The sequence below is a fragment of the Siminovitchia thermophila genome, from assembly GCF_016909185.1.
GTDB lineage: Bacteria > Bacillota > Bacilli > Bacillales > Bacillaceae_C > Siminovitchia > Siminovitchia thermophila.
In genome coordinates, this window is record NZ_JAFBFH010000003.1 from 16191 (window position 1) to 31669 (window position 15479).

At 42.2% G+C, this 15479-nt stretch carries 17 protein-coding genes and 1 other RNA gene; 4 read left to right on the forward strand and 14 right to left on the reverse strand.

Going from position 1 to position 15479, the window contains the following annotated elements; all coding sequences use genetic code 11:
• Window positions 1-7 precede the first annotated feature (7 nt).
• The 4 genes from JOC94_RS02655 to JOC94_RS02670 form a co-directional block, all read right to left on the reverse strand.
• Window positions 8-187, reverse strand: coding sequence for a hypothetical protein (locus JOC94_RS02655; RefSeq protein WP_077113348.1), 180 nt, complete (start codon window positions 185-187; stop codon window positions 8-10).
• A gap of 135 nt (window positions 188-322) precedes the next feature.
• An RNA gene (rnpB, locus tag JOC94_RS02660) (RNase P RNA component class B) lies at window positions 323-718 on the reverse strand.
• 66 nt (window positions 719-784) lie between these two features.
• Window positions 785-1093: a cell division regulator GpsB gene (gpsB, locus tag JOC94_RS02665; protein WP_077113347.1), complete on the reverse strand. Its 309-nt coding sequence runs from the start codon at window positions 1091-1093 to the stop codon at window positions 785-787.
• Between the two features lie 191 nt (window positions 1094-1284).
• Window positions 1285-1611, reverse strand: a complete 327-nt coding sequence (locus JOC94_RS02670; RefSeq protein ID WP_077113346.1) for a CotD family spore coat protein — start codon at window positions 1609-1611, stop codon at window positions 1285-1287.
• Window positions 1612-1907: 296 nt separating this feature from the next.
• Here JOC94_RS02670 and JOC94_RS02675 point away from each other — a divergent pair, with 296 nt between their 5' ends.
• Window positions 1908-2375, forward strand: a complete 468-nt coding sequence (locus JOC94_RS02675) for an Hsp20/alpha crystallin family protein (RefSeq protein WP_077113345.1) — start codon at window positions 1908-1910, stop codon at window positions 2373-2375.
• A 50-nt stretch (window positions 2376-2425) separates the two neighbouring features.
• Here the strand turns inward: JOC94_RS02675 and JOC94_RS02680 are convergent, their stop codons facing one another.
• Window positions 2426-2926, reverse strand: coding sequence for a YppG family protein (locus JOC94_RS02680; RefSeq protein ID WP_077113344.1), 501 nt, complete (start codon window positions 2924-2926; stop codon window positions 2426-2428).
• A gap of 191 nt (window positions 2927-3117) precedes the next feature.
• Here JOC94_RS02680 and yppF point away from each other — a divergent pair, with 191 nt between their 5' ends.
• Window positions 3118-3324: a YppF family protein gene (yppF, locus tag JOC94_RS02685; RefSeq protein WP_077113343.1), complete on the forward strand. Its 207-nt coding sequence runs from the start codon at window positions 3118-3120 to the stop codon at window positions 3322-3324.
• Window positions 3325-3388: 64 nt separating this feature from the next.
• On the opposite strand, the gene JOC94_RS02690 is transcribed toward yppF, so the two are convergent.
• Window positions 3389-3760 (reverse strand): YppE family protein, encoded by a 372-nt coding sequence (locus JOC94_RS02690; RefSeq protein ID WP_077113342.1) that lies wholly within the window; start codon window positions 3758-3760, stop codon window positions 3389-3391.
• A gap of 93 nt (window positions 3761-3853) precedes the next feature.
• Window positions 3854-4060, reverse strand: coding sequence for a hypothetical protein (locus JOC94_RS02695; protein ID WP_077113341.1), 207 nt, complete (start codon window positions 4058-4060; stop codon window positions 3854-3856).
• Window positions 4061-4447: 387 nt separating this feature from the next.
• Here JOC94_RS02695 and recU point away from each other — a divergent pair, with 387 nt between their 5' ends.
• Both recU and JOC94_RS02705 read left to right on the forward strand, forming a co-directional pair.
• Window positions 4448-5059, forward strand: a complete 612-nt coding sequence (recU, locus tag JOC94_RS02700) for a Holliday junction resolvase RecU (RefSeq protein WP_077113340.1) — start codon at window positions 4448-4450, stop codon at window positions 5057-5059.
• Between the two features lie 42 nt (window positions 5060-5101).
• Window positions 5102-7786 carry a transglycosylase domain-containing protein gene (locus tag JOC94_RS02705; protein ID WP_077113339.1) on the forward strand — a complete coding sequence of 895 codons (2685 nt, stop codon included), beginning with the start codon at window positions 5102-5104 and terminating at the stop codon, window positions 7784-7786.
• 151 nt (window positions 7787-7937) lie between these two features.
• On the opposite strand, the gene nth is transcribed toward JOC94_RS02705, so the two are convergent.
• The 7 genes from nth to panC form a co-directional block, all read right to left on the reverse strand.
• Window positions 7938-8603 (reverse strand): endonuclease III, encoded by a 666-nt coding sequence (gene nth, locus JOC94_RS02710; protein WP_077113338.1) that lies wholly within the window; start codon window positions 8601-8603, stop codon window positions 7938-7940.
• Between the two features lie 18 nt (window positions 8604-8621).
• Window positions 8622-9326 (reverse strand): DnaD domain-containing protein, encoded by a 705-nt coding sequence (locus tag JOC94_RS02715; protein ID WP_321189693.1) that lies wholly within the window; start codon window positions 9324-9326, stop codon window positions 8622-8624.
• A 100-nt stretch (window positions 9327-9426) separates the two neighbouring features.
• Window positions 9427-10611, reverse strand: a complete 1185-nt coding sequence (locus JOC94_RS02720) for a pyridoxal phosphate-dependent aminotransferase (RefSeq protein ID WP_077113515.1) — start codon at window positions 10609-10611, stop codon at window positions 9427-9429.
• A 22-nt stretch (window positions 10612-10633) separates the two neighbouring features.
• Complete coding sequence (locus JOC94_RS02725; protein WP_077113336.1) at window positions 10634-11110, reverse strand: cell wall elongation regulator TseB-like domain-containing protein; 477 nt, start codon at window positions 11108-11110, stop codon at window positions 10634-10636.
• Between the two features lie 179 nt (window positions 11111-11289).
• Window positions 11290-14091, reverse strand: a complete 2802-nt coding sequence (gene dinG / locus JOC94_RS02730) for an ATP-dependent DNA helicase DinG (RefSeq protein ID WP_077113335.1) — start codon at window positions 14089-14091, stop codon at window positions 11290-11292.
• Window positions 14092-14449: 358 nt separating this feature from the next.
• Window positions 14450-14626 (reverse strand): hypothetical protein, encoded by a 177-nt coding sequence (locus tag JOC94_RS02735; protein WP_171973996.1) that lies wholly within the window; start codon window positions 14624-14626, stop codon window positions 14450-14452.
• 3 nt (window positions 14627-14629) lie between these two features.
• A complete protein-coding gene (gene panC / locus JOC94_RS02740; protein WP_077113334.1) occupies window positions 14630-15478 on the reverse strand; it encodes a pantoate--beta-alanine ligase in 849 nt (282 codons plus the stop codon).
• Window position 15479 lies beyond the last annotated feature (1 nt).

The window sequence follows — 15479 nt, forward strand, 5'->3', positions numbered from 1 at the left end:
TAGCGTTTCATTTTGCCCTTAAGCAACCATTGTTGGACAATACATAATGCAGCGCTTTGGTAAAGCTTTGTTCGGCATCCTGAAGGCTCTTCGTGGCCAAGTCCGGCACACTTTCCTTCTGCAGGATTTCATAAGATGAAGTGAGCGCTTTCGAGATTTTTTGCAGTTCATTGATTTGTTGCGGCATGCGAAGAATCACATCCTCTCTAGTAAAGTGTACACAAAAAAGTATATTCCAAAGATGTTATTTTTATTCGAGATAAAAAAAACCTTCCTGCTCCGGAAGGTCGTTCATTGAACTTTCTCGCCTATTTCAATAACATTCTGTAAGCCATGTTCTGTGCCATTGTACTGCAAGCGACCGTAGGCTGATCTCGTACTCCGGCGGTAATCATCTATCTGCGGGCACAACCACCCGCCTCTTTCCTCGTTCCTTTATTCCTCGGAAAGAGTGCCTCTACCATTATTTGAGTTTCTCGCTCACGGGGTTTACCTCGTTCCACCCTCACCGTTTCCGGCAAGGCTTCGTCACTGTGGCACTTTAAAGGTATTCGCGTCATATCTGCAATAGACTTAGATGCTTTCCCTGCCGTCAGCCGAAATATCGGCTGCCCTGGCTTATCGTTTCGCCAGGCGTGATCACTACGGGCATCTCAGCACCGTGCGAGCATGGACTTTCCTCTGCCATCGTAAAAAATGACAGCGATTACCCGAATGTTATTGACGTCGAATTACTATTATAGTATGTAGGGGAAAAAAAAGCAAGCTCCATTATCTGGAAATGTTAATAATTTTCATCAAGCTTGCTCCCAAATACGTGTTTTTCTAAATTTGACAGACGTTTTAAAATATCAAAGTTCGTTGTGCCAGCCGGCGGCTGTACATGCTGCCTTCGGCTGCTTTCCTCCAATTGCTTTCTTAACCTTACGTTTTCTTGCTGCATTTCATCAATGATTGTATGCATTGCTTCGTAATCCTTGATAATTAGATCCAAAAACTTGTCAACGTCTTCTTGTTTATAACCACGAATACCGGTTTTAAATTCTTTTTCTAAGATTTCTTTGGCAGTTAATTTTAATTTATCAGCCATCATTCGAGACCACCTCAAATCCAACGACATTACTATTATTCTTTCAGAATATAGGCCATTTGTCAATTTTACAGTTCCGATTTTCCATTTCGTTTATCCAGTGTAAAACAATATCTGATTTGACACAACTGTTTCTTCATAAAAATCCCTACAAGGATGAATATGGCGTTTATTCATCCTTGTATCAGCCTGACCTAATAAGGGATCATCGGACCACCGGGACCGAACCCTGGCATTGGAGGACCGAATCCGGGACCTGCAGGTGGAACCATTCCCGGGCCTATAGGCGGAACCATTCCTGGTCCTGGGGCCGGACCAAAAGATTGGGTGTTAGTCACTTCATTTACGCAAGACTCAGTGTGCGGAAACGAGTGTTGGTGTTGGTAATTAATATGATTGACCGTTGTCGTATGTGAAGGATGGATTTCAGGAATGACATAATTATACTGTTTATGTTTTACACAACATTTTGTCGGGTGCACGACTGCGGGCAACACTTTAGTGCCGCAATTTATATACATAATATATCCCCTTTCTGTATTGATTATTTGTTTACACTATAACCTATGAGAAAAAAGAAACCATGTACTAATACAAACACCTATTTTCAAGGCTGCCGCACAAAGTGTCCCCCGAACAACGTGTCAGCCTTGAAATTTTTTGATTAATTTCTGTCCATTTCAACAAATCATGATAATCATTTCGCCGCAAAGTCGAAAGCTGCGCTTGCCCGGGAAATGACGGCTATTCCCTTATTCCCAAGAACTTTTTTTATGAGTTCTTCATACATTGATTAAAAAGCAGAGGAGCGTGTAAAATGACGGATCAAAATCAAGATAAAAATTCGCCCGGGCAGCCATCTGAAGCTGTTCATTACTTTCTTAAAGCAATGAATGATTTTTTTGAGCACCGTCCTGTTAAAGGATTTTTAGAAAGCATGGACGAATTATTTGCATCCTCCCCATTGAGCAGCTTTCCGGCAGAACTGAAAGAAACAGAAAAGGAGTATGTCGTCCAAGCAAAACTTCCAGGAATTCGAAAAGAACAAATTGCAATCGATGTATGGAACCAACATCTTACAATTTCGGTGCTTCACCATGAATCGTTCACCGCAGAAAATGAACACAAGGAAATCATCCAGCAGAAAGAAACGATGAAAAAATCAACAAGGACGATTCCCTTAACAAAGCCCATCGATAATAAAGGTGTAAAAGCTATATTCGAAAACGGGCTGTTGATAATTAAAATTCCAAAAATAAAAGGAAAAAGAATCGAAATACCTTAAAAAGGAACCGGTTTGAAACACCGATTCCTTTTTTCATTTTCTCACGCAATTCATCCACCTTTAAAAAGCCCTCCTATTCCTTTTGCCATGTTGGATAACTGCGTTAGCGCATTCATCATTTGTCCGGCAGTATCAACCATTTTATTAATGTCTAAACTCCCGCTTTGAGATTTAAATGAGTTTAGAATCGTTCCGAATTGGCTTGGAGGAGGCTTTGGAAAAATTCCCTGCTGCTGGTTGGGAATGGGATATGGTTGAGGGCCCATCCCATACTCTGGCATGGAAAACCCTTTGTCTTCTTCCGGCTGTAATGGGTTTTGAAACAATTGTGACTGAGTATTCGGCGTACCATATTGATGAGGCTGGCCCGCGCCGGCCATATACTGCCCGTTTAAAGTTTGCTGTTGAAGCGTAAAATTGGGAATTCCTCCATAACCTTGCAACCCGATGGGCTGTCCTTCAAATCCTCCCGGCCCGTACGGTGTTGCATAATAATATGGAGAAGGGGTGTACCGTAACATATGTGGATAATGACCATGAAAAAAATGCATAATCCTCCCCTGCCTTTACTGCTTAAGTCAATCTATTTTATGCCCATAGGCAGATTATTGTGCCATAATATAAATCATATATGAAAGCGTTGTCGAAATGTCGAACCTTTTGTCTGAAGTCTCACTTTTCTATAAAATGGCAAACCGGAAAAATTATGTTACTATAAAAAAAAAGCCTAGGAGGAATGTACATGTCAATTCACGAATTAAAGCAAAAGTTTATGATGAAAAGGTCACATGCAATTGAGGATGTCAGCCAACTGTTGGACTTTGCAAAGCAAACATACATTAACAATGAAATTACTGTTAAGGAATTTCGAAACATAATTCGTGAATTGGAAGCTCTCGGTGCTAGAAATCCAGAACCCGTTTATCAAACTGAAAAATCAAGCAACTGATAGAGACCAAACAATTATTTGGAAACGATTACAAATAGAGAGAAAATAAATCCCCTGACGTCTGTCAGCGGGATTTATTTTCGTTGATTTCCTCCATAATCCGGTGTAAAACATATTCAATTGATTGAATATGGCTCTTGAATCTTTTGAGACTCGAATCAGGATAAAAGGAGCGGATAGATACCATTTGGATGTTTTCTGCCGTATGTTTGATTTGTTGAGGAAATAGATTTTTGGGCGCGCAGGCAATCGTCCATTGGACCGCTAAAGGTTCCCATTTCTCACAAAGCTGCTTTACTTTGTCGGCAAACGGCTTTACCTCTCCAAAAAAATCACCCTCCACTCCGGTTTCCCGAGAGTTGTGAAAGTTTGACGAAGCTTCATGACAATAATGAAGAAGTTGTTCCGTCCATTTTTTTAATTGTACCTCATCCATTTCAATCAGCTCCCGTAATAAAAAGGAGCAGCTTTTTAGCTGCTGGCTTCATTTTACAAGCTGCCGGAATGCAATTCAAGTATCGTGGACGTTTCAGGACACTTGATAGCGCCTGATCTTTTCTCTCGCTTTCGCCAACTCCAATTGAGCCAGCTTTTTTCCAATTTCATTATTTTCCTTCGTTATGACCGCTCCTAACCTTGTTTCCTCATTTTTTACACGATGGGCAATTTGTTGTTCCAACCGATTTAATTGCGCCTTGATTTCTTCCAGCTTGTCGATACAGTCCTGTTTATTCATTATGAATCCCCCCATGAAACTGTTGGGTAATGTATTCTTCCTTTTCAAAGAACTTCCTGCCTTGGTGACAAAACTAGAAGCAAATCGTCAAATGTTCTTGTTTATTTCACCTCGTGCTAATGATGTAAAAGTGTGATGGATTATGCAATAGAATATCAATGTAAAAAACTGGATATATTGGAAAATCATTATAAACCATTTACTTTTCCTTTAAATACTTCCTGACAGGATAAATTTGTTATAAAATGTTCTTTGGAATAAGGAAGGCTCTTTTAGATACCCTTTAGACCGGCTCTTGTTCCTTTTATTTTCATATGTTCTCAATTTCTTATTTTTATTCGTTTTTTTCTGCTATGATATAATTTAGTCCATAAAGGGGGATGAAACATGGAATTTCATTATCCTAATGGCCGTAAATACGAAAACCTGTCCGCGGCAAAGCAAAAAACCCCGGACACGACTGCAGCCACTAATTACAGTAACAGAGGCATGACGTTGGAGGAAGATCTTAATGAAACAAATCGGTATTATTTGACCAGTGGAATAGCTGTCATTCATAAAAAACCGACTCCGGTCCAAATTGTTCATGTGGACTATGCCAAAAGAAGCACGGCAGTCATCAAGGAAGCTTACTTTCGCCAAGCATCCACGACGGATTACAACGGTGTATGTGAAGGCAAGTATATAGATTTTGAGGCAAAAGAAACAAAAAGCAAGACATCATTTCCGTTAAAAAATTTTCACTCCCATCAAATTGAACATATGCATCATGTTGTCAAGCAAAATGGAATAGCTTTCGTCATCATTAGATTTTCGACAACCGAAGAGATATTTTTGCTTGAAAGCAAGTTTTTATTTGCATATTGGGATCGCATGATATCCGGAGGCCGAAAGTCAATCTCCAAAAAAGAGATTGTAGCGCACGGGCATAAAATTAAGCTAGGCTATAGGCCGAGAATCGACTATTTGAAAATTATACGTGAGATTTATGCATTTTAAACAAAATAGACTTCTTAAACATTGAAAGCGGGGATTCTTTATATGGCAGACAAGTTTCAAACACGGACAGAACGTCGAAAAGTAACAAAACAAAAAAAACAAAAAAAGCCAAAAAGCTTTCTGAAAAAAACTTTTCTTTTCGTTGTCATACTCATGTTTGCAGGATTGGTAACAGGGGCCGGAACCTTTGCATGGTATGTGAAAGATGCTCCGAAACTGGATAAAAAGTTGCTCGTTGATCCGGTTGCATCTGAATTGCTGGATATAAACGGTGAAGTATTTACAACACTGGGAACGGAGCGCCGGGACTATGTTGAGATTGACCAGATTCCACAATTAGTGAAAGACGCGGTACTTGCCACGGAAGACGTGAGATTTTATAAACATCACGGAATTGACTTTAGAAGAATTGCAGGGGCCGTACTTGCGAACTTCTCTCGGGGATTTGGATCGGAAGGAGCTTCCACCTTGACCCAACAAGTCGTCAAGCGTTCATTTTTGTCAGATGAAAAAACGCTAAAAAGAAAAGCTCAAGAAGCATGGCTTGCTTTTCAATTGGAAAAACAATATACCAAAGACCAGATTTTTGAGATATATGTGAACAAAATATATTATTCCAGCGGTGTTCATGGAATAGAAACAGCCTCCAAGTATTATTTCGGAAAGCCGCTGGATAAGCTTGAGCTCCAAGAAGCTGCATTCCTTGCGGGACTGCCGCAAAGCCCAAACAGATATAACCCGTACGAGTACCCGGAAAGGGCGGATAAACGCAAGAATATTGTGCTGTCCCTCATGCACCAGCATGGCAAAATTTCCAAAGAACAAATGGAAAAGGCAAAGAACATATCCGTCACCGAAACGCTCGTTCCTGAAGAAGAAAATCGAAAAGACTCTTACAAATATGATTCCTTTGTTGATCAGGTCATAAAAGAAGTTGAAGCACTTGGAGATTACAATGTATTTTCTGATGGGCTAAAGATATATACAACTCTCGACCCCGATGCACAACAGTATACTGAAAAAATGTTATACACGAATGAAGTCGTCCAATATCCCGATGAGAAATTTCAAGCGGGAATTGTTCTGATGGATACCAAAACAGGAGAGGTAAGAGCGATTGGTGGCAACCGCAACAAAGACGTAAAGCGCGGGCGGAATTACGCTACACAGCTCAGCGACAAACAACCGGGATCGACTGTCAAACCAATTTTTGACTATGGTCCGGCCATAGAATATTTAAACTGGTCAACATATGAACAAGTCAAAGACGAGCCTTATACGTATACAGGAGGCACGCCGATCAACAACTTTGACAACCGGCACCTTGGACAAATGTCGATAAGAGAAGCTTTATACCGCTCGAGAAACATTCCCGCGTTAAAAGCTTTCCAAGAAGCGGGAGCAGAAAATGTCAGAAAGTTTGCGGCGGGATTGGGCTTTGAAAATATCGATATGACCGAATCCGATTCAATCGGAGGGGGAAAACAAAATCCGTCACCGTTTACTTTGGCCGGCGCGTTTGCCGCATTTGGAAATAACGGGATGTATCATAAGCCGCACACGGTGAAAAAAATCGTGTTGATGGATGGAGAAACGGAAATTAAAAATAAAGTTGAACCGAAAATCGCTATGAAAGACTCTACTGCTTATATGGTTACCGATATGCTGAAAGATGTACTTTCCTCTAAAGCAGGTGCTACCGGTAAAGCAGCGGCGATTCCTGGACTTCCTGTGGCCGGAAAAACGGGTACGACAAACTATAGCAAAGCGGAAATGAGAGAATATAACATTCCGCGGGGAAGTTCTCCCGATTCATGGTTTGCCGGTTATACAACAAACTATACAGTTGCTGTTTGGACCGGATATGAAAAGCGGGAAAATCCAATTCTGCCGAAAGATTTAAAAATCGCCCAGCAACTGTTTAAAAACTTGATGAGACATGCATCTTCAGACATTGAAACACCTGATTTTAAAATGCCAAAAAGCGTTGTACGAGCAGCTGTTGAAAAAGGCTCCAACCCGGCGAAAAAGCCAAGCAAACATACGCCTGAAAGCAATATCGTACACGAGCTGTTTGTAGCCGGAACCGAACCGAAACAAGTGTCACAGGCCTTTGACAAACTGGATGCTCCATCCGTCTCCGGCGAATATAAAGAAGGAGAAAAAGCGGTTGTGTTTAATTGGTCGCATCCTGAATCAGGTGAGCTTAAGTTTCAGGTGAAAGTAAATATTGCAGGAACAGAAAAAGATCTTGGAGAAATATCGGATACAAGCTATACGATTAGCAATGTGGAGCCTGGCAAGACTTATTCGATCAAAGTGACTGCCGTGTCGGAATCGCAAACAAGCTCACCAGGATCGGCAAGTGTCACGGTTCCATCCAACGAAGAGGATCAGAACGAAGAAGAACCAACAGACGGCGAAGAAGAACCCAATGAAGAAAATCCGCCTGCCGATAACGATCAAAACGGAAGCGGAAACGACAATCAAAACGACAATCAAAACGGGCAAAACAATAACAATAACAATAATCCTAATGATAATCAAAATGGGAATAACGGAAACAATAATGGGAATAACCCAAACCCTGGTAATAACCAAAATCCTGGCAATAACGGCAACCAGCAAGAAGGTGGCGATTCGGGCGAGACCCCGGACGACAATACAGACCAATCCGGCGGCTCCCCTCCACAGGCCGTTCGCCCGGCGAATAGAATGACCGGGTAAAATAACCAACAAAAGAAAAAAGAGTGCACAAGAGGCGCCCTCCGCTTGTAGAGAAAGTCGACGCACTTTCTCTACAAGCTTTTTTAATAGGTGTGATTGTACAGAACATCGCTTGTTTAAAAAAAAGCTGTCGAGGTTCCCCTCAACAGCCTTATTCAGCCATTTGTTTTTCCATTTTCTTTATTCTTTTCTTCCCTTCCCTGCAAAGCTCCAACAGCGGACAACTCGCACATTGCGGGTTTTGCGCTTTGCAATGGTAGCGGCCGAAAAAGATCATCCGATGATGGCTGATGGACCATTCTTCCTTCGGTATTTTTCGCATCAAAGTCTTTTCGACTTCCAGTACACTGTCTTTCCATCGGCAAAATCCCAAGCGTTTGCTGATCCTTTCCACGTGAGTATCTACAGCGATCGCCGGCACTCCAAATGCTACCGACACGACAACGTTAGCTGTTTTTCTGCCTACTCCGGGAAGCTGCATTAATTTGTCGCGGTCACTCGGTACGTTGCCATCATATTCGTTTATCAGGATGCTACACAGCTTTCGAATGTTTTTCGCTTTATTTCTGAAGAGGCCGATTGAACGGATATCATTTTGAAGTTCTTCTTCGGAAACAGCCAAATAATCTTCAGGTGTTTTATATTTTTCAAATAACGTTTTGGTTACCTTATTGACGAGAACGTCTGTACATTGAGCGGAAAGCAGCACCGCAATAACGAGTTCAAAAGGATTGGAATGATTTAGTTCACACTCGGCGTGCGGAAACATCTCACCCATCGTATCAAGACAATAGCGAATTTCTTGTTTAGTCAGCAATTCAATAAGCACCTGCCTTTATTGTTCCAGCCAGTTATAAAATGGTATTTTGTTGGAAGGCTCATGCGAAATGACTTTTGACCCCTGTTTAGTTGCCCTTTGTCTGAATTGACTTCCTTGCATGCGAGCCTGCTCAATCGTTTTAACCCCATTTTTCTTCCAACTGAATAATATGCGGTCAATATAACGGAAATTTACTTTTCCCGATATGACTGCCTCCCTTAACGCCGCTTTTATAATGGAGGGGTCCTGTTTGTCTTCATCCAGCCACATGGCGAGATTCTCGCATTCCATCGGGGAAAGGGGCCTGCCAAATTCCTGCTCAAAGACCGTGTATAAATCATGCTCATCATGAAGTGTATGTTCCAAGTCTTGTTGTTTTTTCTCCGCAATCAGTTCTTCCGCCAGCCGAATCCATAGAGGCTTCAAAGAATACTTTTCAAAACGGATTTTTTCCTCGGACATTCCCTCTTCTATGGCAATGAGCTGCATTTGGACGAGTTTCCCCAACATCGCAGAGCACTCATCCGCAGTGATGGACATCCGTTCACACAGTTGCTCGGGTGTTGGAAACTCGTTTCCCCGATCCATAAAGAATTGAATATGCAAAAGCAGCACCAACTCTTTTTCGTCAAGGCCGATTTGTTTATATTTGTTTAACAACACACTTGGTATTTGAACCATACCTTCTTCCATCCACGATACAATCATTTCTTTATCCACATTCAGCACCTCATCTTTATTCATGTGGAGAGTTTTTTTACTCCTTCGATGGAAAAACCACGTACAACATGCACGTGGCTTGTATAACGCAATGATCGGCTTATCGGCTCTTTTCTTTTACAAAAGAATGAATACGGCGGATTGCTTCTTCAAGCGACTCCAGCGCAGTTGCATATGAAAGCCTGATATTTTCCGGCGACCCAAAGCTTGATCCGGGCACTACAGCAACAAGGGCCTCTTCCAGCAATGCTCCGACAAAGCTGTCCACGTCCTCATAGCCGGTTATCCGGGCAGCCTCCATTACGTTCGGATATAAATAAAAGGCTCCTTGCGGCTTCAGGCAAGTGACTCCCGGGATTTCATTCAGCTTTTTATATATGATGTTCATTCGTTCTTCAAAAGCTTGTCTCATCCGTTCAACCGGTTCCTGTGTCCCATTGTAGGCTTCGATAGCCCCGTACTGGGATGCCGCTGCCGGATTGGATGTGGAGTGGCTGGCGACATCTGTCATCGCTTTAATGATGGCTTCATCACCCGCGGCGTATCCTATTCTCCAGCCCGTCATGGAATGTGATTTCGAAACACCGTTAATGATGACGGTAATCGCCTTCAGTTCAGGTGAAATTTCCGCAATCGACACATGTTGGTTGCCGTCATATAAAAGCTTTTCGTATATTTCATCCGATACGACAACGATGTTATGCCGCAAGCAGACTTCGCCGATTTCTTCCAATTCTTCTTTCGTATAAATCATGCCCGTCGGATTGCTCGGCGAGTTGATGATGACAGCTTTTGTTTTTTGTGTAATGGCTGCTTTCAACTGTTGCGCTGTAATCTTGAAATGTTGGGATTCTTCGCCGGCAATATATACTGGCTTTCCTCCAGCCAGCTTTACCTGTTCCGGATAGCTTACCCAATACGGTGCGGGGATAATGACTTCATCCCCCTCATCCAAAATCACTTGAAAAAGGGTGTACAAAGCATGTTTTGCGCCGTTTGTCACAATGATCTCCGCCGGCTTGTAATCAAGCCCTTGGTCTCTTTGCAGCTTTCCTATGATCGCTTTTTTCAATTCAGGCAAGCCGCCTGTTGCCGTATACTTCGTATGTCCTTCTTTCATGGAGCGGCTAGCCGCTTCAATGATGTTTTCCGGCGTATTAAAATCAGGCTCTCCAGCACCAAGGCCAATCACATCAAGCCCGTTTTGTTTTAATTCTTTTGCTTTGGCCGTGATGGCCAAAGTGGATGAGGGTGTAACTTTTGAAACACGGTTTGATAATTGAATGTTCATGCCTATCCCTGCTTCCTTATAGATTTTCAATATTTCTCCACCATTTTCCGGTGTCAAAATGAATGTAATAATAATTTAAACGGGATTGATTGTCTAAATAGGACAATTCCCATACGGGGAGCTGTTTTTCCATGCCAAGCCTGACGCCAAGAATTTCCTTGGGCTGCTTTTCTTTCACCAGCATATCGATGGCTTCCTGCTTGGAAATGCCATCAGCCAGCTTTTTAGAGATGGTTTTTTCATCCTTTTTTTCCGGAATCCAAAAAACAACTTGTTCGCCCTTTTTTTCTTCTCCAATCAAAACATAATACGTTTGCGAACCGTTGTATAGATAAAAATCATCAATTTTCTTCAATTTTTCATCGGCGTTTATTCTTTGTTCCGCCTCTTTTCTGGCTTGTTTGACCGGATCCATCGCCTTTGTATATATGTATCCCCCTGCTCCTGCTAGAAGCAATAAGACTGAAAAAATGATAATAAGCCATTTATACATGTAACATCCCCCATTTAACGGCGGGCGCCGAATACACAAATTTTGTTACTCATAATAAGCCGTTTGAAAGCCAAAATATCATTAAACAACGCATTGCTCACCCATCATTATAACATGATGGGAATGACGTTATAAATACATTCTAGTCCACATTCCAGGAGCGTCGCAATTGCGGCGTTCTATTCATTCTCCAGCCATTGCTCTATTGCGGGGATAAGCTCCTTTAATGGCTGTTGTTCCACCTGGATCGGAGGAAGTGAACGCAGAAACGCGCTTCCATACATCGTTGTAACGATTCGGCGATCAAACACAATAAATGCCCCCCTGTCTGTTTCTTTCCGGATCAATCTTCCGAAACTTTGTTTAAATTGTATGATTGCTTCAGGCAATGAGTATGCGGAAAAAGAATTCTTCCCGGCTTCCTTGATCGCCTGCATTTTTGCAGCGGTTACCGGTTCATGAATATGGGAAAACGGGAGCCTGGTGACAACGATCGCGGATATACTTTCCCCGTTCATATCAATTCCTTCCCAAAAGCTGTTCGTTCCCAGCAAAATGGACTTTGTAAACTGCTGGAACGTTTTCAGAAGGCGGTGGCGGCTTCCTGAAGATATTCCATGAGCCAAGAGAACATACTCATGCAGTTCTTCGCTGTCCTTTAACAAATCAAACGTTTTTCTCAGCATATCGTGTGAAGTAAACAACACAAGAATTCGTCCCCTTGCTGCGTGGGCAATAGCGATTAAATGACAAGCGATCGCTTCTGTATACTCATCGCTTGCGACTGCGCTAATATCTGGCAAGTCACTTGGAATAAATAGCTTTGCTTTCTTTTCATATGCATACGGGGATTCAATCATTTTTTCAAGCTTTTGAAATGGCTGAATGCCGCACTCTTCCGCAAAAAATGCAAACGAACGGTTTACGGTCAAGGTAGCTGAAGTTAATACGACACTTTTCGCCGTGCCGAACAGCTTTTCGGATAAAAAGCGATTTGCGTTAAGCGGCTTCGCATGTATAAATGTCCTGTTTAATATTTGTTTTTTTTCTCCTTCAATCCAGACAATATCTTCTTTTTTTGGATGAAACACTAATCTGTCAAGGGTTGTTTGAATGGTATTCCATTGCTCACAAAAAGCCGTCGTTTCCTCCAATAGCGCCAACTCTTCCGGTTTAAGCGCCTTCCTTGATGTTTCCATCAAGCCAAGCCGCTCCGCAATTCCTTTTTGGATAAAACGGTGTCCGGCCGCTACCCTCTCGGCACACAATTCGATCGACTGCCACTTTCTTTCAAGCCTTGTTTGTGATGTGATGCTTACCTGCGCTTTATAGGCATTATTTTTATGTTGTTGAAAAAGCAGTTGCCCCATTAGTGAAAATAAATCATTTATTTCAAGATCAAAGCTGTTTAAGGCTTCGTCCAATTCAAATACATGAATGCTTGGCTCCAGTTTCAGCCGTTTTACGCTTTTTTCAAGTTTATACAATAGCTTTTTCTTTTCCGATGTGCCGATTCGTCCGAGCATGTTTTTCAGGTCGTAGTATCCCAAATGGACACCAAATGTATTTCGTGCCGCTTTTTCCAATCGGTGCGCTTCATCAATTATAAAATATTCAAGCTGCGGAATATCCATCCGTCCTTCCAAGCTTTTCATCAAGCTGGCATGATTCATGATGATAATATCGGCTTCGAATGCTTTTCTTTTTGCGCGCGCATAAAAATCTCTTTGATGCCAAGGATCTTCCCGCTGATGTACGTTTCTGTTCGAATGGCGTATCTTTTCCCAAAAAAACACGCCGCCGCCCGATAAATTCAATTCGTCCACATCGCCTGTTTCCGTTTGCACAAGCCATACGAGTATTTTCATTTTTGTGATGGCCTCATCGTATGAGTCACTATTTTCTCGCAGCGATTGTTCAAACTGAAATAGACTGATGTAATGGTCTCTTCCCTTTAAAAGCGCCGTTTTAAAAGGAAAGGGGATGATGTTTTTCAATTTGTCCAGTTCATTTTCGATCAATTGATGTTGCAGATGGATTGTATATGTACTGATGGCCACTTGCTTATTGTTGTTAACCGCAAAATAAATACTTGGCAACAAATAGGCGATCGACTTGCCAATCCCTGTTCCCGCTTCAATCATCGCATGGGTATTCGTTGTCAACGCTTTATACACCGTATCCATCATTTCAAATTGGCCTTCACGCAGAGTGAAATGGTGAAAGTGCTGTTGAAATAATTGGGCCTTCTCATCTGTTCCCAGCGGAAATGTTTCCGTTTGTAACGCAACATCCTCTCTTGCATCCGGGCATTTCCTTAAAGCAATGCCGCGCCATACATCCAAGTTTCCGGGGAGATTTTCTACATGTTTGCGTTTTTGGGCAAGAATGGCTCCAAATAAAAAAGTCAAGCCGCTGTCGGCTTTTTCTGCCAAACGGTACAGCATTTCCAACGTAACCACGGGAAGATTTTCTGCTTTTTTCACCAAAAGGAGGAAAAGTTCTGCTGTCGCCAGAGCATCACTGTCCGCCTGATGGGGATTGTCATGGACCACGTTCATTTGATCACTTAAATCTTGTAGTTTGTAGCTAGGAGAGCAGGGAAGAAGTATCTTGGCCAGTTCGACGGTGTCCAAAGTCAGATTCACCGGGTGGTGTTTTCCCGCATGTTTCAGCTCTCCATCCAAAAAGCCCAAATCAAACTTGACATTATGGGCAATAAATATCGAGTGTTCCAATATTGTATATACTTTATCAGCAATTTCTTCAAATTTCGGGGCAACCGTAACCATTTGATCATCAATTCCCGTTAGTTCTTGAATGAAAGCCGGAATAGGCTTTTCGGGATTTACAAGTGATGTGTATTGATCAATGATCTTTCCTTTTTCAATGATCACAATCGAAATTTGAATGATTCTGTCGCCCTTTTCAAAAGAATTTCCGGTTGTTTCCAAATCTACTGTGACATATCTTTTTTCCATTTCTTTCACACCTTTAATCACTGCCGTCATTCGGCTCTATGATAGTGTATCACACGCAGATTGATTCAGCCACAGACACGGAATATAAAAATAAGTGGGCTGATGCGCAAGAGGCGGGTCGTGCAGACGTTGGCTTTACGATGTGGATTCTCAGCCTGAAAACCCCAAAAAACAAGGGGCAAAAGCGACCTTCTGTTGGCAATCTCAGGCAACGACGTTTTTATAAAGTTTGCGTTTTTTTGCGTGCGCTGGCAATGCTGGCAAAACTGTTTGTCCTGTCTTTTCGCTTGCACTCGTATATCCTGTTTGCAAAAATGCCTTTATGATCAACATCCTCGAAAAAGCTAACATTTTTTCTTCATGCGATGACGGTGCTGCCGAAGCTTTCCTTATCCTGTCGACCCGAACCAATCAGTTCGGTTACTGGCAGTTGATCCTCACATTTGCCATTTTCTCTTAATCCCGATTCGACACCTTCCTCCCAGTTAATGGATGATAGGAAAATGCCCGCAGCCTTTTGTTGGCTGCGGGTCATATATTATGACACATCAAAGATGATGTTGTCGATGAGTCTGGCTTTAGAGAATTTGACAGCTATGGCGATGATGATGCGTCCATGGATTTGTTCAAGAGGCTGAAGCTCCGGATAGCTTAGGATATCGACATAATCGATCAAAGCGTCCGTACGGCTCTTTAAAAAGTCTATAACCGCACTTTTTATTTCCTCGACATCGGTTGCTCCTTGTTCAATTTTATGTTTTGCCAGGAGCAAGCTTTTATAAATGCACGGGGCCTGCTCTTTTTCACGAGCGGATAAATATACATTCCTTGAACTGACCGCAAGGCCGTTTGCATCCCGAACAGTTTCAACGGGTATAAGCTGTACAGGAAAATCGTAATCGGCAACCATGCCGGCAACAACCGCAAATTGTTGGGCGTCTTTTAACCCAAAGTATGCCTTGTCGGGCATGACGATGTGAAATAATTTTGCCAGTACGGTGACCACCCCGTCAAAATGTCCTGGCCGGTCATTGCCGCATAACGCATGATTACGCTTTACGACACTCATTTTTGTCGACAATTCGGCGTCATACATATCTGAAACGTTTGGAATAAACAATAGATCGACACCTGTTGTTTCAGCAAGCCTTTCGTCCCTTTTTTGGTCACGAGGGTATGCTTCATAGTCTTCATCCGGTCCAAATTGCAGGGGATTTACGAAGATACTCATAACAACGATATCATTTTCCTTTTTGGCCTTGCGCACAAGGGTCAAGTGACCCTCATGAAGATACCCCATCGTTGGAACAAATCCAATCGTTTTACCTTTAGACTGAAGCTGTTTTGCCATTTGCTGCATCTCTTTTTTCTCGGTGATGATTTTCAAT

Bases quoted from the DNA above. Each gene is read 5' to 3' on its own strand.
- JOC94_RS02655 (WP_077113348.1), bottom strand. From the start codon at position 187: ATGCCGCAACAAATCAATGAACTGCAAAAAATCTCGAAAGCGCTCACT.
- gpsB (WP_077113347.1), bottom strand. From the start codon at position 1,093: ATGATGGCTGATAAATTAAAATTAACTGCCAAAGAAATCTTAGAAAAA.
- JOC94_RS02670 (WP_077113346.1), bottom strand. From the start codon at position 1,611: ATGTATATAAATTGCGGCACTAAAGTGTTGCCCGCAGTCGTGCACCCG.
- JOC94_RS02675 (WP_077113345.1), top strand. From the start codon at position 1,908: ATGACGGATCAAAATCAAGATAAAAATTCGCCCGGGCAGCCATCTGAA.
- JOC94_RS02680 (WP_077113344.1), bottom strand. From the start codon at position 2,926: ATGCATTTTTTTCATGGTCATTATCCACATATGTTACGGTACACCCCT.
- yppF (WP_077113343.1), top strand. From the start codon at position 3,118: ATGTCAATTCACGAATTAAAGCAAAAGTTTATGATGAAAAGGTCACAT.
- JOC94_RS02690 (WP_077113342.1), bottom strand. From the start codon at position 3,760: ATGGATGAGGTACAATTAAAAAAATGGACGGAACAACTTCTTCATTAT.
- JOC94_RS02695 (WP_077113341.1), bottom strand. From the start codon at position 4,060: ATGAATAAACAGGACTGTATCGACAAGCTGGAAGAAATCAAGGCGCAA.
- recU (WP_077113340.1), top strand. From the start codon at position 4,448: ATGGAATTTCATTATCCTAATGGCCGTAAATACGAAAACCTGTCCGCG.
- JOC94_RS02705 (WP_077113339.1), top strand. From the start codon at position 5,102: ATGGCAGACAAGTTTCAAACACGGACAGAACGTCGAAAAGTAACAAAA.
- JOC94_RS02725 (WP_077113336.1), bottom strand. From the start codon at position 11,110: ATGTATAAATGGCTTATTATCATTTTTTCAGTCTTATTGCTTCTAGCA.
- dinG (WP_077113335.1), bottom strand. From the start codon at position 14,091: ATGGAAAAAAGATATGTCACAGTAGATTTGGAAACAACCGGAAATTCT.
- JOC94_RS02735 (WP_171973996.1), bottom strand. From the start codon at position 14,626: ATGACCCGCAGCCAACAAAAGGCTGCGGGCATTTTCCTATCATCCATT.